18 protein-coding genes and 5 tRNA genes are annotated in these 18,545 nt (G+C 55.2%); 7 read left to right on the top strand and 16 right to left on the bottom strand.

Annotation, left to right across the window (positions count from 1 at the left end; all coding sequences use genetic code 11):
- Positions 1-151: 151 nt before the first annotated feature.
- From AC0CW1_RS15460 to AC0CW1_RS15450, 3 genes are read right to left on the bottom strand one after another with little or no spacing between them, the layout of a single operon-like run.
- Positions 152-1,027 carry an ABC transporter permease gene (locus AC0CW1_RS15460; protein ID WP_488183890.1) on the bottom strand — a complete coding sequence of 292 codons (876 nt, stop codon included), beginning with the start codon at positions 1,025-1,027 and terminating at the stop codon, positions 152-154.
- Positions 1,024-1,956 (bottom strand): ABC transporter ATP-binding protein, encoded by a 933-nt coding sequence (locus tag AC0CW1_RS15455; RefSeq protein WP_488183889.1) that lies wholly within the window; start codon positions 1,954-1,956, stop codon positions 1,024-1,026. Before AC0CW1_RS15455 ends, AC0CW1_RS15460 begins: the two co-directional genes overlap by 4 nt.
- Positions 1,953-4,526: a hypothetical protein gene (locus AC0CW1_RS15450; RefSeq protein ID WP_488183888.1), complete on the bottom strand. Its 2,574-nt coding sequence runs from the start codon at positions 4,524-4,526 to the stop codon at positions 1,953-1,955. Before AC0CW1_RS15450 ends, AC0CW1_RS15455 begins: the two co-directional genes overlap by 4 nt.
- Before the next feature lie 258 nt (positions 4,527-4,784).
- On the opposite strand from AC0CW1_RS15450, the gene AC0CW1_RS15445 reads away from it, so the two are divergent.
- Genes AC0CW1_RS15445 through AC0CW1_RS15435 form a run of 3 tightly spaced genes read left to right on the top strand, consistent with a single transcriptional unit; the run spans position 4,785 to position 6,339 of the window.
- On the top strand, positions 4,785-5,630 hold the full coding sequence (locus AC0CW1_RS15445; RefSeq protein ID WP_488183887.1) for a YitT family protein: 846 nt from the start codon (positions 4,785-4,787) through the stop codon (positions 5,628-5,630).
- Between the two features lie 53 nt (positions 5,631-5,683).
- On the top strand, positions 5,684-6,106 hold the full coding sequence (locus AC0CW1_RS15440; protein ID WP_488183886.1) for a DUF262 domain-containing protein: 423 nt from the start codon (positions 5,684-5,686) through the stop codon (positions 6,104-6,106).
- 8 nt (positions 6,107-6,114) lie between these two features.
- Positions 6,115-6,339: an MAE_28990/MAE_18760 family HEPN-like nuclease gene (locus AC0CW1_RS15435; protein ID WP_488183885.1), complete on the top strand. Its 225-nt coding sequence runs from the start codon at positions 6,115-6,117 to the stop codon at positions 6,337-6,339.
- An 87-nt stretch (positions 6,340-6,426) separates the two neighbouring features.
- On the opposite strand, the gene AC0CW1_RS15430 is transcribed toward AC0CW1_RS15435, so the two are convergent.
- Positions 6,427-7,443: a helix-turn-helix domain-containing protein gene (locus AC0CW1_RS15430; protein WP_488183884.1), complete on the bottom strand. Its 1,017-nt coding sequence runs from the start codon at positions 7,441-7,443 to the stop codon at positions 6,427-6,429.
- 268 nt (positions 7,444-7,711) lie between these two features.
- On the bottom strand, positions 7,712-8,338 hold the full coding sequence (locus tag AC0CW1_RS15425) for a deoxynucleoside kinase (RefSeq protein WP_488183883.1): 627 nt from the start codon (positions 8,336-8,338) through the stop codon (positions 7,712-7,714).
- A gap of 371 nt (positions 8,339-8,709) precedes the next feature.
- On the opposite strand from AC0CW1_RS15425, the gene AC0CW1_RS15420 reads away from it, so the two are divergent.
- On the top strand, positions 8,710-9,438 hold the full coding sequence (locus AC0CW1_RS15420; protein ID WP_488184178.1) for a LysE family translocator: 729 nt from the start codon (positions 8,710-8,712) through the stop codon (positions 9,436-9,438).
- A 65-nt stretch (positions 9,439-9,503) separates the two neighbouring features.
- Here AC0CW1_RS15420 and AC0CW1_RS15415 read toward each other — a convergent pair whose 3' ends face one another.
- Together AC0CW1_RS15415 and AC0CW1_RS15410 are read right to left on the bottom strand one after the other, a co-directional pair.
- Positions 9,504-10,172: a PspA/IM30 family protein gene (locus AC0CW1_RS15415; protein WP_488183882.1), complete on the bottom strand. Its 669-nt coding sequence runs from the start codon at positions 10,170-10,172 to the stop codon at positions 9,504-9,506.
- 69 nt (positions 10,173-10,241) lie between these two features.
- Positions 10,242-10,757: a DUF4178 domain-containing protein gene (locus tag AC0CW1_RS15410; protein ID WP_488183881.1), complete on the bottom strand. Its 516-nt coding sequence runs from the start codon at positions 10,755-10,757 to the stop codon at positions 10,242-10,244.
- Positions 10,758-10,895: 138 nt separating this feature from the next.
- Between AC0CW1_RS15410 and AC0CW1_RS15405 the strand changes: the two genes are divergently transcribed.
- A complete protein-coding gene (locus AC0CW1_RS15405; RefSeq protein ID WP_488183880.1) occupies positions 10,896-11,597 on the top strand; it encodes a peptidylprolyl isomerase in 702 nt (233 codons plus the stop codon).
- A 297-nt stretch (positions 11,598-11,894) separates the two neighbouring features.
- Here the strand turns inward: AC0CW1_RS15405 and AC0CW1_RS15400 are convergent, their stop codons facing one another.
- The 3 genes from AC0CW1_RS15400 to AC0CW1_RS15390 all read right to left on the bottom strand — a co-directional run bounded on the left by AC0CW1_RS15400 (position 11,895) and on the right by AC0CW1_RS15390 (position 15,289).
- Complete coding sequence (locus AC0CW1_RS15400) at positions 11,895-12,089, bottom strand: hypothetical protein (RefSeq protein WP_488183879.1); 195 nt, start codon at positions 12,087-12,089, stop codon at positions 11,895-11,897.
- 370 nt (positions 12,090-12,459) lie between these two features.
- Positions 12,460-14,277: a LysM peptidoglycan-binding domain-containing protein gene (locus AC0CW1_RS15395; protein ID WP_488183878.1), complete on the bottom strand. Its 1,818-nt coding sequence runs from the start codon at positions 14,275-14,277 to the stop codon at positions 12,460-12,462.
- Positions 14,278-14,647: 370 nt separating this feature from the next.
- On the bottom strand, positions 14,648-15,289 hold the full coding sequence (locus AC0CW1_RS15390; protein WP_488183877.1) for a YigZ family protein: 642 nt from the start codon (positions 15,287-15,289) through the stop codon (positions 14,648-14,650).
- 242 nt (positions 15,290-15,531) lie between these two features.
- Here AC0CW1_RS15390 and AC0CW1_RS15385 point away from each other — a divergent pair, with 242 nt between their 5' ends.
- On the top strand, positions 15,532-15,999 hold the full coding sequence (locus tag AC0CW1_RS15385) for a TspO/MBR family protein (protein ID WP_488183876.1): 468 nt from the start codon (positions 15,532-15,534) through the stop codon (positions 15,997-15,999).
- Positions 16,000-16,684: 685 nt separating this feature from the next.
- Here AC0CW1_RS15385 and AC0CW1_RS15380 read toward each other — a convergent pair.
- Positions 16,685-16,771, bottom strand: a tRNA-Leu gene (locus AC0CW1_RS15380).
- A gap of 23 nt (positions 16,772-16,794) precedes the next feature.
- Positions 16,795-16,869: transfer RNA gene (locus tag AC0CW1_RS15375), tRNA-Cys, on the bottom strand.
- A gap of 72 nt (positions 16,870-16,941) precedes the next feature.
- On the opposite strand from AC0CW1_RS15375, the gene AC0CW1_RS15370 reads away from it, so the two are divergent.
- On the top strand, positions 16,942-17,181 hold the full coding sequence (locus tag AC0CW1_RS15370) for a hypothetical protein (RefSeq protein WP_488183875.1): 240 nt from the start codon (positions 16,942-16,944) through the stop codon (positions 17,179-17,181).
- 164 nt (positions 17,182-17,345) lie between these two features.
- Here the strand turns inward: AC0CW1_RS15370 and AC0CW1_RS15365 are convergent.
- From AC0CW1_RS15365 to speE, 4 genes are all read right to left on the bottom strand, one after another.
- A tRNA-Gly gene (locus tag AC0CW1_RS15365) sits at positions 17,346-17,420 on the bottom strand.
- Between the two features lie 3 nt (positions 17,421-17,423).
- Positions 17,424-17,499 (bottom strand) — tRNA-Phe (locus tag AC0CW1_RS15360).
- Positions 17,500-17,503: 4 nt separating this feature from the next.
- Positions 17,504-17,580 (bottom strand) — tRNA-Asp (locus tag AC0CW1_RS15355).
- 68 nt (positions 17,581-17,648) lie between these two features.
- The gene (speE, locus tag AC0CW1_RS15350) at positions 17,649-18,488 is read right to left on the bottom strand and encodes a polyamine aminopropyltransferase (RefSeq protein WP_488183874.1); all 840 of its coding nucleotides are present in this window, start codon (positions 18,486-18,488) and stop codon (positions 17,649-17,651) included.
- Between the last annotated feature and the right edge of the window lie 57 nt (positions 18,489-18,545).

Raw genomic sequence — 18,545 nt, 5'->3', positions numbered from 1 at the left:
AACAGTCCGGGCCAATTTGCTTTCTCCAAAGAGACTCCAAAGAGCACTCTGTCGTACCATCTTTTTATTCGCCAATTCTTATCGTCGTTCCTTCACCATCTCTGATTATACAAGTATACAGATGGCAAATCGTTTCATTCTTGGACAACGATCAGGCCTTGCCTCGCCGCAGCGAAAAGAGAGGTTGCCGACCCGGCGTCAGCAGCCAGCCGGCGGCGAAGAGAAGCAGGGCCGAAAGGATTGTCCAAAAGAACAGGTAGATGAAAAAGGGACTGGGCAGCGACGAATCCCCCACCATGTAAGAGGGATTGAACAGCGTGGCCACGACAGGGACCGGGTTGATCGACTGGAGGACATGGGGCAACACCGGCGTGACCGGTTCAGACGGAATGTGCTGGGCCGTTACGCGGATTGACTCCGTATAATAGCGTTCTACGAGAGAGGCCAGGAGCAACGTGCCTACCCCATAAGCGAAGAGCAGACCATAGGAGGCCGTCGTGGCGATCGTCGTTCGCCGGAGCGCCGCCGAAGCGGCAATCCCCAGGCTGCCATATCCGACGATGGTGTTCAGAAAAAAGATCAGCAGCCGCCCAATCTGCCCGGGCGACATGCCGCCGTAGAGAAAGACGATGGAATAGACCGGCAGGGCGGCCAGGACAAGCAGGATGATAAACGCGATGGCTGACAGCAGTTTGTTCACCACGATGCTGAGCGGCGTCAACTGTGTCGTCAACAGCAGATTGAGCGTCTGCCGCTCCCGTTCACCGCTGATCGCGCCGGCCGTCAACCCCGGGGTGATCAGGGCGATCATCGCCAACTGCACCCCGGCCAACAGGGTAAAGAGCTCGCGGCTCCGTCTCGGATTGAAGTAGCCTTCTCCGTTTGTCTCCAGGTAGATGACGGCCAGGATGATCCCCCCCATCAGCGCCAGATAGAGGGCGATCACCCAGGGCGTCCGCTTGGCGCGCATCCGTTCCACCAATTCCTTCACGAGCAACGGTGAGAGCCCTTTTGGCCACGGGATCATGGGATCGCCTCCCCTGTGATTTCCATAAAAATGGCTTCCAGGTTGCTGCCTGCCTCGGCAAAGCTGACTACGGGCAGACCTCCTGTGATGAGGCTGCGAAGGATTTCTGCCTGTGTATTGTCATCGCCGTCGATGTTCACGACCCACTCGTCCTTTTCTGCCGCCACTCCGGCGATGGCCGGGTGGGAACGCAACCGTTCCATCACCGTCGGCGCCTCTGGCGCGCCTGTCAGGCGGATGCGGACGATCCGGCGGCCCTTCAGCCGCGACCGGATGGCGGCCACGCTTCCCCTGGCAACCAGTTCGCCCTTGTCCAAAATGCCGATGTCGTCGCAGATCTCGGCCAGTTCGGGCAGGATATGGGAACTGATGAGCACCGTCTTCCCGAGTCCGCGCAAATTTTTCAGGATTTCCCGCAGTTCCACGCGGGCGCGCGGGTCGAGACCGGAGGCGGGTTCATCAAGGATCAGCACCGGCGGGTCGTGGACGAGGCAACGGGCCAATCCCAAGCGCTGTTTCATTCCCCGCGACAGGCTGTCCACATAGGCGCCGGCCTGTTCGACCAGGTTGACCAACTCCAGGAGCCGCTTTCTAATCGCCGGCGGTTCCTGCGGCGGGATCCCCTGGCAAGCGGCGTAAAAGTCGAGATACTCGGTAACTTTCAGGTTGTCATAGACCCCGAAAAAGTCGGGCATATAGCCGATCCGCCGCCTGGCTTCCCTGGGCTGGCGGACTACGTCAAAACCGTCCACAAAGGCCTCCCCTGCCGTCGGACGGAGCAGCGTGGCCAGGATCAGCATGGTCGTCGACTTGCCGGCGCCATTGGGACCGACGAAACCGAAGATCGTCCCTTGGCCGATCTCCAGATTGAGCTTTTTGACGGCCTGCACCGGACCGAAGGACATATGGATGTCGACAAGACGGATCACGGCGCCACCCTCCCTTCCACCGTCAGAAGGGGAAACTCCACGAACTTGCGCAGCATCTCTTTTTGATCATGGGAAAGGCGAAGCCTCAGCTTTCCATCCGGGGAAAGGAACGATGGCAGGGCATCCCCTTCCAGGCGGTTATCGGGAGCGACCTGTTCCCAATCGACGAAGACACCCTGGCGCCAGTCGAAAACTTCTTTTTTGAAATGGAGGGATGGCTCATGGGACCGAAAGTGTATGTGAATCCACGTCGGCGCGAAGGCGCCCTTCTGACGCATGAAGTCGGCTGTGTTTGGCTCTTTGACGCCATAGTCGAGGATGAGCGGGCTGTCATCAAGGAAGAATCCCTCGGGAGAGACGTCGGCGTCAACGGGCCGATTCACTTCTTTCGGCAAAAAAGCGCCAGCGGCATAGCGAATCGTCCCGTCCGCTCCCGGCGACAAAGCGAGGGTCGAATGGACAAGTCCCAGATGAACGGCGGTATGGGGATGACCGGCGATGGCATAGTCGACGACAGGATCATCGGTCCATCCAAAAAGCTCCGCTTCACCTGAGGGCAATACCGGTCCACCGCGGAAAAAGGCGCCCAAAATGTCCCTTTCCCGGCTCGCTCGAACCGGTGAATTCGCCGGGGCTGTGTCTCCCGGAAGCAGTTTTTCCAAGGGGATCAGGCTGACTGGCCCGAATGAAGTGGACGTCTTTTGCTCCGTCCCGTCATCAAGCGGGGCATTGACGGTGACGACCTCTCCTGGCGGCAGGTCGCCCACAAGGATGACGTCAACACCGTAGAGGATCCGGGCGTCGCGGATGGCGAAGGGGGATCTGTTGACAACCATTCCCGTCAATCGACCGTCCCGGAAGATCAGTTGGGAATTGATGCTTCCCCGTTGCTTCGTCTGCTGCAACAAGGCTTTACGGAGAGACCAGAACTCCACGTCTCGAAATTCTGCGGTCATGGCAGTATCTCCGCCGGAGAGGAGAAGCTGAAGATCATCAGGGCGACTGTAATCGGGAACATCAAAGGGCCAGAGGACCGGCCCCTCCTTCACCTCCACTCGATAGGTCCCGCCTTCCGGCACGAAGAATGCCGCGCCGGTCGTGATATGGGACCAGCGATCATGCAGGTCAATCACGGAGAGGTTTTGGGTCAGCGCCCCACCCATCCGGTCTTTTGCGCCAAACAGGAACAAACCGACGCCAAAGAGCAAGGCCGTTGCAGGAATCGCCAGCCAGTTCCACTCCCGCCGGTCCCATCGCCCCATGAGGTAGTAGAGGACAGGACCGACGATCACGATATAAGCGCCAAAGAGCGCCAACAATACCCCGATGGACGGCGTCCGGAATGCGGGAATACGTTCCGCCGCCATGGCAAGGGCATGCCAGGAATCGATGCCCGGGGGGCCGCCATGCAAGCCGGCATGCTTCCCATCGAAAAGGGGAAGCAAGATCCGGCTCCACAAGGGGCTGTTGCCGGACCAGTGGGCGAGGGGCTCTTCGCCCAAGTCGTAGGCGCAGAACAAGACCTGGCCGTCACCGACAGGCCGCAGGGCGATGAGGGGGAGCCCTTTTTCCTCCACAAGGATCCGCCCCTCTGTCAGGTTGCCTGTCGCCACCGTGATCGGTCCATCGGGTACGGTTTCCATACCGGCTTTCTCAGCTAAACGGCTCGACCGGCTCAGACGGGTCAACGGGGATTCGGCCGGAACGGTGACGGGAGATAAGGCCAGCCAGGGCGCCGCGGAACGCCGGTAATCAACGCCGCCGCCGAGGACAAGGATGCCGCCGTTCTCCACCCATCCCCAGATGGCATCTACCTGAGCCGTCGACAGCTTTTCCGACGGAAAGTTGTTGATGACGAGCACATCCAGCAGCTTCAGCCATTGGGCGGTGTCGGGTATGTCCGCCTCGGAAAGCGGCTGAAGCCGATAGAGGACTTGCGTCTTCTCCCGGCGAAGGTTGCCGAGAAAGTCGGCTGTGCCTGCTTTTTCGCTAAGCACTCCAATCAACAGGTCCTCTCCATTCAGCATGCGACCGCCCACTTTTTCATCGGCGATCAGGGATCCATCGTCACCCTCCAGTCGGATGACCATGTTCGGCTGAAGATGCTGTCCTGCGGCGTAAAGCGTAAAGGTCTTCACCTCTCCCGCCGCCATCGACAGCGGGAGCGCATAGTGCCCCACCTGCGGTTCCGGTTCCCTAGAGGCTATGCGCAAGATGCCCTCGAGGGGAACGCCGGTGTTCGACACCTTGACCCGGATGGGGACAAGGTGATTGGGCTTGTAGTCGCCGCCATATCCCGGAGTGACCTGAAGACGCACCTTGGCCCCATTCGTGTTTCCCGGGGAAGAATGCCCGACCTTTTGCCTGTTTTGATCAAGTTGCCTCGCCTCATCGTTTTCGAAAGGCTCCGTCGCTGCGTTTTCAGCCTGGATTTGAACAGGCGCCGCGGGCGCCGGCACAGCCAGAGCCGGCGCCGGCGTCACAAAGGACATCATCCAGGTCAATAATATAGCCGTCACCGACGCAAATCGGACGAAATAACGGACTTCTTCGCTGCGTCGTGGTTTCAAATCCTCACCACCGCCTTATCTGTTCTCTCAAAAAAGACGCAACAATCGGCAAAAAGGTTGCTCCGGCGCCCCGTTTTCTTTACAATTTTTTCATCAGGATCATAGCCGTCCCGATGTCAGCGCAGGCTATCAAGGCTCTCCTGCTCTTTAACGCCCCTGCTCCTATGCATCTCTTTGTCCGGCACATCAGTAATGTCAGGGATGAAACAATCGTCTAGGCACCATTTGAAGAATAGACACAGAAGGGGTTCGAAAAATATGAACAGGATCAACTTGCGCGAGTACCTGCTCGTGATCGCCGGCGCATTCCTCTTTGCCCTCGGCACGCGCGCCTTTATCCTTCCTTCCAAGCTGGCGCCGGGCGGTGTGGCCGGTTTGGCGACAATCGTCTATTACCTCTCCCACCTGTCGCCGGGCATCGTCATGTCTCTGCTCAACTTCCCCCTCTACATCCTGGCGTACCGGAAGATCAACCGGGAGTTCGTCGTCAAGACTTTTATCGCCGTCACCCTGTCGTCCCTGTTCATCGACTGGCTGCAGTACCTGCCCAATTTCTCCACCCAGAATATCCTGCTGAACGCCCTCTACGGCGGCTTGATCTACGGTTCCGGCGTCGGCCTGATCCTGCGCGTCGGCGGCAGCCTGGGCGGCGTCAACATCATTGCGAAGATTTACTCCGTCCGCGCCGGCGTGTCTTTCGGCACCTTGAACCTCGCCTTGAATTCCATCATCGTGCTCCTGTCCGGTTTGACCGTCGGCCATGAAGCGGCCATGTATACCATCGTAGCCTTTTACGCCTCCAACCGTGTCGCCGATTTTATCCAGGAAGGTTTGCCGAAAAAGGCGGTCACCATCATCTCGAAAGACGCCGAAGCGATCGCCAGGGCCATTATGGGCGAATTGGGTCGCGGCGTCACCTTCCTGAAAGGAGAAGGCGCCTTCACCCATGATGACAAGAACATCATCCTCTGCGCCATCGAGCCGAACCAGCTCTTCGCCCTGAAGCGCGCCGTCTACGGAATCGACCCCCAGGCCTTTTTGATCATCTCTGACGCGAAGGAGATCCTCGGTCGAGGGTTTAAGTCCCTGCGACCAACGACATAATTGTTTTAGAGTAATACTCGATTCAGGCAATACAAAAAGAAAGGATGTTTCTTATGAGCCTGTTAGAGCAGATTGAAGAACGAGGTAAAGAGATTTCTACAGACTCCTACTCGATGTCAGTAGGAGAATTGCTGACGATGTACAAGGATGGGGATTTAGTCCTTCGTCCGGAATTTCAGCGTTTTTTTCGTTGGTCTCCAGAACAAAAGTCTCGCCTTGTGGAATCTTTGCTTTTAGGGATCCCGGTCCCATCGATTTTTGTTTCTCAACGGCATGATGGAAAATGGGAAGTCATTGACGGTCTACAACGGCTGTCCACGTTATTCGAATTAGCGGGAGAGTTACGCAGTCCAGACGGGGAAAAAAGACCACCTTTAGCACTGACGAAAACAAAATATCTGACTGATCTCAAGGACTTGCAGTGGGAAAGCGAGGTGCCATCGACACTCAATCGAACCTCTCATCTACCGTGCTGAGAGAAATCATGCACACGGTTGGCATCAAGTTCGATAATACGTGGCAAAAGAAATCTCCACTTATCGATCACCAGTTATTAAAGAGTAGGAACGAAATCGCTCATGGTGAACTGGTTCCGGTAGATATGACACTTTTTGAACAGTTACATAGGTTTGTGATTGAAAGTCTAGAACAATACAAGACAGAAATTGAGAACGCTGCTTCATTGGAAACCTATAGAAGTACGGTTTGATCAGCTTTATTCTCTTCTCTTTGTTTATGCAAAAAAAGAAGAACGGAGTATTTCCCCGCTCTTCGCAGTTCCCTATTCAGCTTAATTCTACTTCGACAGCACCGGCGCCTGAGACCTTCCCCACAACCGATTCCACCAACCCTTAACACCGCGCCGGTTCTGATCGAGTTGCATCTTCTGGCGCCACTTGATGATCATCTCTGTTGAGCGGTCCACAGAACGCCGGACGCCATCGACAGAGGACTTGACATCGTCGAGGCGCCGCTCCAGCACCTGGGCGCCGCTCTGCTGGGCGCTGACCATCTGTCCCACCGTCTCGCTCACTTCCACCATTAGCTTCTTCACCTCGCCCATAGTGGACTGGTTGTCCACCGACAACTTGTGAACGAAGGCCTGGCGCATCTCCGCGTCAGACTGGCTGGCGGCCACCTCCTGGAGCGTGGAGCGCATGTCGTCAAAAACGGTGTCCACATTGTGCTGCCAGGCGTCAAGGCCGGAGCGGAACTCATCGAGTCCCGCATTCATCCCCTGGCGGATGCGTTCCATCGATGTCCGCAGTTCACCGTTTACACTCTGCTGCAGGTTGACCACCCGGCCCTCCACCTTGCTCAAGTGCTGGTGAAAGCCTTTCTTCAGGCCCAAGACATCCGATTGCACCTCAACAATCTGCTGAAGCATCTGCTCCAGCCGCTCCTCGACGCGCCCATCGGCACGCTGCTCCTCCCGTGGGAGGTCGCGCAACAACTGAATCAGTTCCTGGGTCGATTCCTTGAACTCCTGCCAATCGACACTCAAGGCCGGCGCCTCGACGGACGTCTCCACCAGCAAACCGCTGGAACGCATCGTCCTCTCAGGATCAGGGTTTGCCCCTTCGCCCACTACGGCCGGCTGCTCCGCCTCCAGTCCAAACAGGCTAGACTGGACCCCACGGCGCCGCGCAAATTCCCGCAACGCCTCAAGGGGGATCAGGTACTTAAACCCTCCCGGGACTTTCTGCTGCCTGGCGGCCAAGTCGCCGCGATGGATCGCATCCCGCAGGGTGTACCGTTGCAATCCCGTTACTTTGGCGGCTTGCACAACCGTCAATTCATCGGGTAATTTCATGATTCCTGCCCCCTCCTTCTCAACCACCTATTCGACAGGTCTTTTCCATATCCTTCCACTCTATCCTGTTTATATCAAATATTTTCTTTCTCGGCAACGTTTTTTAAAACAAAAAAGCAGGCCGCCTTGGCCTGCTCCAGATTGCTGAGCATCCTCAGGGGTATTCCCCCCAAAATAGGCATCTACATTGCTTCTGAAATCATATGTAGATTGCTTCCGATAAATCTCAATGAAAAACTGTCTCATTCTATCCGGTCGAAAGCGCCCCCTAGCAAGCCGCCTCATAGGCGGTGATGATCTTGCGCAGGACCTCTTCTCGATCATCGGGATTGTGGACAAAGTCAAGACGACCCACGTCGATTGTCAGCAGTTCGCCGCCTTTATAATTGCGGTAATTGTTCTCGTAAAAAAGATTCAACATAGTCCAATAATCCCGTTCCACCGTCAACTCATCAGCGCGGCCGCGCATTTGGATGCGGCGGATCGCCTCGTCCGTGTCCACTTTCAGGTATACCATCAGCCGGGGCGGTGTCAGTCCCTCCAGCATGCTGTTCAACAGGTTTTCATAGACGCTGAATTCCTCTACCTTCAGGTACCCTTGCTCACGGTACAGGCGGGCAAAGATGCCGTCCGAGTAAATGGACCGATCCATGATGGCCCGTTCCATCCGCGAAGCCTCTCGGTATTGCTTGAAACGATTCGTTAAAAAATTGATCTGCATCGGGAAGGCCCACCGCTCGCGGTCATGAAAAAACTTATGGAGAAGTTGATTCTCATCTTCAAACATCTCGCTAAAGGCAACCAGGTCGAGCCTTTGCGAGAGGATCTGGACCAGACTGGACTTGCCGACACCGGTCACACCGTCAATCACTAGTTGCACCTTGGCTTCCGCCATACACCGCACTCCTTTTCGTATTTCATTTTGCTATGGTTGCCTACGCAACTCGCAACATTCAATCGGTTCGCCTCACTTGGGTTGCCTTTAGAAATCGTATATCCTTAGACAACGCTCACCTCGTAAATTCGCGAAAAACGTCTATTTCCCTTCTCCCTGTCGGAATGATTCGCTTCCCGAACAACCTTGCGCAGAAGGCAGAAAGGATTATGACAAAGCCTGCACCTTGAAGTTAGACAATCGGCAATCGCCTATGCTATACTGAAAAAAGTCAACAAGAACGTCTTCTTTAGATTTTTTGGTAATTGATAAATCTTCCCGCGCATAAATATATCTGGTAAAGCAAACAGAAAGGAGGATGCCATCGCTTGGTGCTTGCACTTCCGCCCTCGCCGACTCAACTCATTCAGGCCCTCTTTAGCGGCCTGCTCTTAGGTGTAACATTAGCTTTGCCGCTCGGCCCGATCGCTGTTGAAGTGCTCCGCAATTCCATGCGCTATGGTTTTTGGATGGGCTTGGCCGTGGGAACAGGCGCGATTATCGCAGACGGCTTTTACCTCCTGATCATCCAGTTCGGGCTCGTCCCCCTCCTGCAACAGCCGATCATCCGCACCGTCTTCGGACTGGTCAGCACAATCATTCTACTGATTCTCGGTTATTCCCTCTTCCGTCCCGGGAAACAGATGGCCCGCGCCGCATCCGGCGCCGTCGATGTCGTAACAGAAAGGGCGTCTGCTGGGAAAAACAGCCCCTTTCCCTTGCAATCGCTCTTCACTGACGTTACAAGCTGCCGTTCCAAAAAGCGAGCGCTCCTGAACGGCATGCTCCTCACCGGTTTAAATCCGGCGACCCTTACCCTCTGGATCGGCGTGGGCACGACTGCTGTGGCCAGTTGGAACTCCACATCCCCCTTTCTCGGTCTTATCTTCATCTTTGGCATTCTTTTCGGACAGGAGATCTGGTTTGCCGCCATCTCCCGGTTGGCCCGGACCCCCTTTTTCCAGTGGCAGATGCACATCCTCCCGAAGATTCAAAAAGTTTTCGGCGTTCTCATGATCGGCTTGGCCTTGGCGACCTTGTACTGGACCTTGATCGGCTGACAGGTGGAAACAGAGGAACCCCCTTGTCGCGATTTTCTCGCGGACAAGGGGGTTCCTTTTTTCCTTTACTTGCCCAATTGGCGCTTCAATGCCGCCAACTCGTCGTCCACACCAGAACCCTTGTCCAGGGCCGCCAATTCATCGTCAAGGCTGCCCGACGGACCGCGGGACAATTCCTTGCTCGCCTCGGCTTTGGCTTCCAGGGAGGCCACTTTATCCTCCATGCGGTCAAAGCCTCGCCGCGCCGACTGGCTGTCGAAGCCGCCCATCAGGTTGTGGACCTGCTGGGTCGCCTTGGCGGCGTTGGCCCGGGCAACGAGGGTATCCCGGCGGGCCTTCAGCTTGTCAAACTCGCCGCGCATATCAGCCAGTTGCCGCTTCAGCTTTTCCGAGGTAGCCGAGTGGGTCTCGAATTGGGCTTTGTATTCATTCATGCGGCTTTCGTGGTTTTTCTTGTCTTCCAGCGCCCGCCGGGCCAGGTCATCCCGTCCGGCATTGATCGCCTTAACAGCATCCTCTTGCCGCTTTTGCACCATCGCTTCGGCTTCCCGATACTGGGTTTCAAACTTCTTCGTCACCGCGATCTGCTGGGCAATCGCTTCCGAGGCGTCCTGAATATCCTCTTCCATGTCCCGCAGGTACTGGTCCAGCATCTTCACAGGGTCTTCCGCTTTGTCGAGCAAGGCGTTGATGTTCGCCAGGGTCAAGTCTTTCAGCCGTTTGAACAGGCTCATCTGGTGAATCCTCCTTACATCATCCACAATTCTTTATCCGTTCCGGTAACATAACAGCCGGCAGTTCCCCTAACCGGCGACGATGGACACCTCAAAGGCGTCGATCCAGCGGCCGTCATAATGGAAAAAGCGCCCTTCCTGCCACTCGATCCGATAGATGTCGCGTGCATCCGTTTCGAACTGCCAGTACATCACCTGACCGGTGCGCACCGGCGTCAATCCGAAGGCGTCCACAATCCCTTCCCCATTATAGTCAAGAAAAAAATGTTTGCCGTCAAGGATATATTCGGTCTTCACCTCATTGAAATTGTCCGTCCGTCCAGCAAAGGGGGTGATGACGACGGCCTTGTCGGGTATTGAGCGATCCATGAGGAGCCCCTGGCGCTGGCGTCCTGACTTCAGCCAGTACATCACCCAGCCAGGCAGGCTGTGATAGATCACCTTTCCTTCGATCACCCAGTCTTCGAGATCGAGGGAGACGATATCGTTGACATCAAGGTCGAAGAGCGTCCGTTCCCGAGCCACCGGCTTGCCGGCTTGGGTCTCCGATTCAAAGATCCTGCGCATGCGATCAAAAAGGCTCACGGCCTCACCTCCTCTACCATCTTCTCATAAAAGGAGACTCCTGAAAACACTCTATGAGCAGGCTATCCCGGCTTGTTCCGCCGATTTGAGCCGTTTATACTAGAATCGCCGCTATTTTACATGAAAGGATGAGTACCCATGCAAAAAATGTGGAAAACCGGCGTCGCCGCCGTAGCCATGCTGTCTCTCTTGACCGCCGCTGGTTGCAACAGTTCACAAGACCAGAAAAAGGCGCAGGAACCGCCCCAACAGGCCAGTCCGGCCAAACCGGACAGTTCTAAGGCGTCCACGGCGGAGCGCAACAAAAAGTACAATGCGCCGCCGGCCATGCAGATCGATCCCAAGAAGCAGTACATCGCCACGGTGCAGACCAACCGGGGCGCCTTCAAGATCGAGTTGCTGGCCGCCGACGCCCCGAAAACAGTCAACAACTTCGTTTTCCTCGCCCGGGATGGCTTCTTTGACGGCATCCGCTTCCACCGGATCATCAAGGACTTTATGATCCAGACAGGGGATCCCTTAGGTAACGGAACGGGCGGCCCCGGCTACACCTTCGCCGACGAACTGCCGCCCAAGCTCACCTACGGGCCAGGCGTCGTCGCCATGGCCAACGCCGGCCCCAATACAAACGGCAGCCAGTTCTTCGTCTGCAACGGTGAAAAAGCGAAAAACCTCAACCAGATGCCCAACTATACCGTCTTCGGCAGAGTCATCGACGGCATGGACACGGTGCTCAAGATCTCCGATACGCCAGTGACTGCCGGTTTCGGTGGCGAGAAGAGCAAGCCGTCCGAGGAAATCATCATGGAGAAGGTCACCATCGAAGAGACATCGCTTTAATGGGATTTAGCATCTGAATGCCACTTAATCCACGGCGAACCGTTCCGCCTTTGCCCGGGAGGACTGAGCCAGATTGGACAGCAACGAGGCTCTTTGGGCCACCTGTTCCGATAAAGCGGCCACCTCCTGGGCCATCGTCTTCATCACCGAATTCCCTGCATGCCCGCCGGACATCGTCGCGAGAAAAAACTGAGTAGATTATTTGGCCAATAAAAAAACCGTGATCACTCACGGCAACAGAGGGGTGCTTATCGGATGCGATGGGGTCGCTATGGGGTGCGTTTAGACACCTTTCGGTTACTTTTGTTCAGCCGGCCACTGGCATTTGCATTCGGGGCACTGCCAGGCCACGGTCTGATCGCCGTTGTAGTTCAAAATGCCGATCGTGCGGTAACAGGTGTAGGACTTTTTGATGCTTTTGTTTGCACGCGATTCCGTCTTGGCTAGCAGATTGGCGCCGCATTCGGGGCAGACCGTTAGCATCTTGCCCATGGAATTCATCTCCTCTGGAACTCGATTCTCGTTTTTGTTTCCCTGTGCCGGTTTTGGACTTCTGGTTTCTCATGAACCGTTTTATTTCGAGATGCGTTGTGATATACAGTCAACAAACGGGCATCATTGGTTGCAACATTTTCTATTCAATACCTTAACATATCTAAAACAACGACGGCAAGATGATTGGTTATTTACAGAAAACTTAGTTTTTCTCATTACGCAGGGGTAGGAAAAAAAGAACATCCGCTTCGACCCGGGTCTTAGGCAGGTTGCGGCGGATGCTTTTTTCTACTAAAAGCGCCGCTGGCTAAGCCAACGGCGCTTTTATCGTCAAGTGTGAATTAGGTTGAATGTGGTTGGTAGACAATTACCGCGCGCTGATAAACTCCTGCACCCAAGCGCCTTGGTAGTACCCGACGCCGATGGTGTCATAATTGGGGCTCAGGATGTTGGCGCGGTGGCCGGAACTGTTCATCCAGTCCTTCATCACCTGCTGGGCCGAAGTCTGCCCTTTGGCGATGTTCTCGCCGGCATAACCGTATTGGATGCCGTACTTGTCCATCATGGCAAAGGGAGAACCGTAGGTGGGCGAGTTGTGGCTGAAGTAGTTTTTCTGAATCATGTCGACGGCCTTATCACGGGCCATCTGGTTCAGGGTGGCATTGTCGGCGCGGAGCGGTTTCAGACCGGCTTTCGCCCGTTCGGCGTTCACCAGTTGGACAACCTGCTCGGCCATGGTCAACGTTGTGGGAGCAGAAGGCGTCGGTTGGGGGGTCGGCGCTTGGCTGGTTTGGGGAACCTTCAGGACTTGACCGACATAGAGCTGGTTGGCGTCCACGCCAGGGTTGGCCTGAAGTAGGCTGTTCAGGGAGACGCCCAGCTTAGCGGCGATTTTATACATGGTGTCGCCAGCGACGACACGGTACTGTCCAGCAGACGAAGCGGGGATCTGCAGCGTCTGCCCGGGATAAATGGCGCCGGAGGTAAGGTTGTTGGCCTTCATCAGGTCAGTGACTGAAAGGCCATGGCTGCTGGCGATGCGCCAGAGGGTGTCACCAGATTTCACCGTATAGGTGTTGGTGACGCCAGCCACCTGGGTGGCCGGGGTCAGCTTCACATAAGTGGACGAGTTGGTGACATAGCCTTTCGTTCCACTGGCGGTTTGAACATAGATCCACCAGTTAGGGTTTTTAGTCTGAGAGATTACTTTGACGGTTGTACCCGCCGAAAGGTACTTGTTCGAAGACGAGGCGCTGCTGGCATCGCTCTTCAGATAAGCGCCTTTGATCAGCGTCAGGGTGTCGCCAGGCTGCGCATAAATCCGTCCCTCAATGCCGCCGGGTGGCGTCGTCGAGGTCGGGGTGGGCGCAGGAGCAGGAGACGAATCCGGCGTAGGAGTCGTGGTGATGCCGCTCGGCATCACGACAGGCTTCTGCGGAGGCAGCACATAGGAAGCGGGGATGACCGGCGGCTTGGCCGTATGCCCGGTGATGGTTTGACCAGGGGTCCAGGAACCGGTGGGCAGTACCCGTTGGACGGAGAAGAAGTTGCTGCCGTACCAGTAACGGAAGTCGTTCACGGTGCCCAGAGCCGTGGGGCGCTTGTCCATGGTGTTGATGATCAGCGGCTGTCCGTTGACCATGCCCATGAAGATGGCTGCGTGGCTGATATACTTATTGCCGTTGGCGTCAGTGGCGTAGAAGGTAAAGAGGTCGCCGGGAAGGAGCTTTTCCGTCCCTTTGATCGTCCAGTAACTGCCCTCTTTGGCAGCGTAGACGCCCTGGACCTTCGTTCCAACGGAGCCATACTCACGTGCGGTTGTGGTGATGTTGAAGCCAAAATCGCTGTAGACCAGCGACGTGAAGTTCGAGCAGTCGACGATGCCATAGTCCTTGTACCCCTTATAGAGGTGACCATAGACCGTGTAGCCATGGTCCATGTACCAGACGGCCCGTTCGACGAGTTGGTCAGCGAGGCTGCCCTTGATGCTCTTGTACTGTTCGCGGTACTGGTTGACACGCGGAACATCTGTGTTGGTGTAGGTGCTCAGGTATTGGTTGTAATTGGCAATCGCCTGTTGAGTGGTGAACTTCTGATAGAAGGCCTCTGCCGGGGAGATGGCACTGGTGATGAAAATCACGCCGGCCAGCAGACTGGCGGCGATGGATGCGATCTTCCTTTTCATGTTGCGTCACTCCTTTCGCTAAAAAAATAAAGTCGCTATCGGGATAACGACTTGAAAAGAAAGACGAGTAGAAGTATAACGCACAATCAAGGATGATGCAACCCGCATCTATAAATTACATAGTATTACCGGACTTTTCTACATTCTGTAACTGGGCAAAATAGCGGTTTTATATCGATATTTAATCATGCCTTTGCAAAATAAATCGTTTGTATTACCCCTGTAATCATAACACATTTGCGACTTTTAACGAACAATGCTTCTATGGCATTTATCGCCTGAATATCCTGTTTCTAAGCATCGTGAATGTGGCGCTCCAATTCCCGAACCCTGCGTCCCAAAATGACCTTCGTTTCTTCACCGTGCGCCCCTATCCCGGTTCCACCGCGCTGTCCACATAGACTGTAGCCCAACGAGACAATTGGGCCCGCCCGGAGGACCAATCCGCGGCCATTTTTTCTAAGCGCTCCTCTTGTCCCGCCTCTTCCAAGGCGATCACCGTTACAGCGGCTCCGAACTGGGTCTCGTGGATGCGATAGCCCCGGAGACGCAGTTCCTGCTCAAACTTTCCGTACAAAGCGTAGTCGATCTCTATGGCGATGGGGCTAAACAGCCGCCGTTCGATGATTCCTGCCGCCTGCAACCCCAGGTTAGCACCCTTGCCGTAGGCGCGGATCAGTCCGCCCGCTCCCAGCTTGATCCCGCCGAAGTAACGCGTGACGACGACGACGCAGTCCTTGAGTCCCATCTTTTTGATCACCTCCAGGATCGGCTTTCCCGCCGTTCCTGAAGGCTCGCCGTCATCATCGGCCTTCTGTGTCTCATCGCGCTCGCCGCAGACATAGGCAGTGCAGTTGTGGGTGGCGTCCCAGTGTTTTTTACGGATGGCGGCGATAAAAGCTTGGGCGGCATCGGCCGTTTCTGCTCGATCGGCGTAGGCGATAAAGCGCGATTTTTCGATCTCAAAAGAAGCTTCTCCGTAGCCGCGTACTGTTCGATATTGTGGCAACATGCTGTCATTCACCTCAACCCTGCTTCGTGCTCCCGAGCAACGGGGGCGCTGGTCTCGCCCGGCCAGTTTCTCTTTGCGCAAGCCCCCGTCGAGGTCTTATCTAATTTAAACAAGATTCGCCCTTTTCCTCTGTTTCCCTTCCCGGTAATCCTTTCAAAAAGGCGAGGGATACCGCGCGAGACGACTGCGTATGACTAAAACAACAACGCGCAAGAATTCGGGAGGAAAGGGAGATTCAGATCATGGAACGGCTTTCATCGGTTTCCGTTTTCTTTCTTACCTATATCGCCTTTACGGCCTTAAGCTGGATTTTCCCCATGGACCGCAAATGGCTTGCATCGCTGGACAAACCATCCTGGTCGCCGCCGGGGATGGTCGTCGGCATAGCCTGGATGCTGATCTTCGCGCTCATCTCCCTGGCCGTGGCGATCCTTTATGAGAAGGTGGGCTTGCGCCGCCTCGGCCTCACCTGGAAGGCCGTCTTTCTCGCCAATGGGTTCTTCAACCAGCTCTTCTATGTCGGTCAATCCTTCAGCCGGAACCTCTTCTATTCCTTTCTCGATACGGCAGCCATCGCTGTGACGGCAATCCTGCTGGTCCTTGCATCATGGCCTTACTCTCGTCCGGCGGCGCTGCTTTTCCTGCCTTATGCCCTCTGGTCCTCTTTTGCCACTGCCCTCGCTTGGGCGATCTATCGCCTGAACCGGTAACGTAAAAAAGAGAGGTTCCCCATTCAGCGGAACCTCTCATCATGTGAGCTTCTTAAAACAGTATTTGTCTATACCGAAATCGTCAGCCCTTCCTCTGACTGATGGAGGAGTGAAAGCAGGTCCTTTAGCTCATCTTGGGTCAGAAGTTCAACCCAGATCTTGGGCAATTCCGATGAATCCCAGGCCATTCCAACATCCCTCCAGAAGCAAGTCAGTACGTAGCCACCTTTATTACTCCCTCTATTCTATAAGCCATTGATATTTCCTGTCGGTTGGGGATATTATTTTTTCGTTATGCTCTCCAAAAAAAAAACCCCGACTCTTGAGTACAAGAGAGCCGGGGTTTGCTCTACCTTTGCGGCAAAGCAACTCATTATTGTGCCCACGACCATGTTACCACAATGTACGTTTCGGTACAATCAAAACTAACGAAAAGGTGTCAAAATTTTGTTTAAACAGACTCCAATTTCCCAGTGTAGGTTGATACGCGAAAAACCTTTATGCATTTCACGAAAATGCAATTTATGTAATGGTAATTCATTTGTTTTCACTAATGCTTTCTGGGTACTCTTGGCTTTTTTTCAAATAAAACTTCCATAATCCGTCAAGTCACACGCTATGCTAAAAATGGCTTTTCAAAAAAAACAACCCCAGGAAAAAACCTGAGATCGTTGATTGGTATGGTTGGTGCCGGTGGCCGGACTCGAACCGGCACGGTCTTGCGACCGAGGGATTTTAAGTCCCTTGCGTCTACCAATTCCGCCACACCGGCAATCAATGGCATAGATAGTCATTTGGAGGCGGCACCCGGATTCGAACCGGGGAATAAAGGTTTTGCAGACCTTTGCCTTACCACTTGGCGATGCCGCCGTAGGTGACTTAAATTTTACCAGCTTCAAGGGCGATTCGTCAAGAGAGACTAAAGCAGAGGAGGTGATTGGCTTGGTCGACTTCTCCACTGATGTGGGTGATATCGTCTATCCCGACGACATCCGTCGGTTGGACCGCTATGTGAACCAACTCCGTGACGGTGATGAGCTGGTGATCTCTGTGGACGCCAATGACGCTCACCAGACCGATTCCATCATGACCTTCCTAAGAAAAAACGGGATGAAATTCCACACCGAGGGCTCTCATGACGGGCGGGAGTATTACATCGTCGCCCGGCGCAAGCTGCACTGACCTGACCGTGGGAAGCGGCGCTGGCCGTTCCGAAGCTGCGCTGACTGTTCGGCGCAAGCTGTGTTGAGACACATCCCCAAAAGCCAGACGGTTCCCGGGGATGGACAGCCATCCCAAAGAATAGTAACGCCACCCTGCACCGGGGTGGCGATTTCTTAACATTCTGGAGCGGGAAACGAGATTCGAACTCGCGACCCTCGCCTTGGCAAGGCGATGCTCTACCGCTGAGCTATTCCCGCAGATGGTGCCTCGGGGCGGAATCGAACCACCGACACGAGGATTTTCAGTCCTCTGCTCTACCGACTGAGCTACCGAGGCAAAATGGCGGAGCAGACGGGATTCGAACCCGCGATCTCCAGCGTGACAGGCTGGCATGTTAGGCCTCTACACCACTGCTCCGTGCCGACAAGGGATATTCTATCGTATATTGCCCTTGCCGTCAATGCTTTTTTCTGTGGAATTATTACCTATTCTTTGATCAGATCCTGGACGAACTTGGGCAAGCAGAAGGCGGCTTTGTGCAGGGCCGGCGTGTAGTAGCGCGTCTCCAGTTCGGGGATGGCGCTCACATCGACCGCCTCGGGGTCATACTGCTTGGAACCCATGGTGAAGCTCCAGAGGCCTGAGGGGTAAGTCGGGATGGAGGCCAGGTAGAGCTTGGTGACGGGGAAGATGGACCGGATGTCCTTGAACACGCGGGAGATCAGGTCAGCGTTGACGAAGGGCGATTCCGTCTGGGCGACCATGATGCCGTCGGGCTTAAGGGCGCGATAAACGGCTTGATAGAATTCGGCGGCGAAGAGCCCTTCGGCAGGGCCGACCGGTTCCGTCGAATCGACCATGATCACGTCGTACTCGTTTTCGTTCTCCTGGATATGTTTCACGCCGTCGGCGACCAGCACCTCCACCTTCGGATGACCGAAGAGGGCCGAAGCGATCTCGGGCAGGTACTGTTTCGACGTCTCGATGACGCGCCCATCGATCTCGCAGAGCACGGCTTTCTCCACCTTCGGGTGCTTGGCGCACTCGCGGATGGCGCCGCCGTCGCCGCCGCCGATGATCATCACTTTTTTCGGATTGGGGTGGGTGTTCAGCGCCACATGGCTGATCATCTCATGGTAAACAAACTCGTCTTTGATTGTCGTCATGACCATGTTGTCGAGGACGAGCATGCGCCCCCACTGGACCGTGTCGATCATGGCCAGCTCTTGAAAGGGCGTCGTTTCTGTATGCAGGGTCTGGGTGATCTTGCTGCTGTAGCGGAGGTTGGGCGTCTGCTCTTCTGTATACCAAAAACCGGAGGACATGCGCACATTGCCCCTTTCCATTCGATTCACAGACCGCTTCGCTTAGGCGAAGACTTC

Source organism: Heliomicrobium sulfidophilum (genome assembly GCF_057715735.1).
The sequence above is the reverse complement of the archived record's forward strand: the minus strand, read 5'-3'. Positions and strand labels throughout refer to the sequence as shown.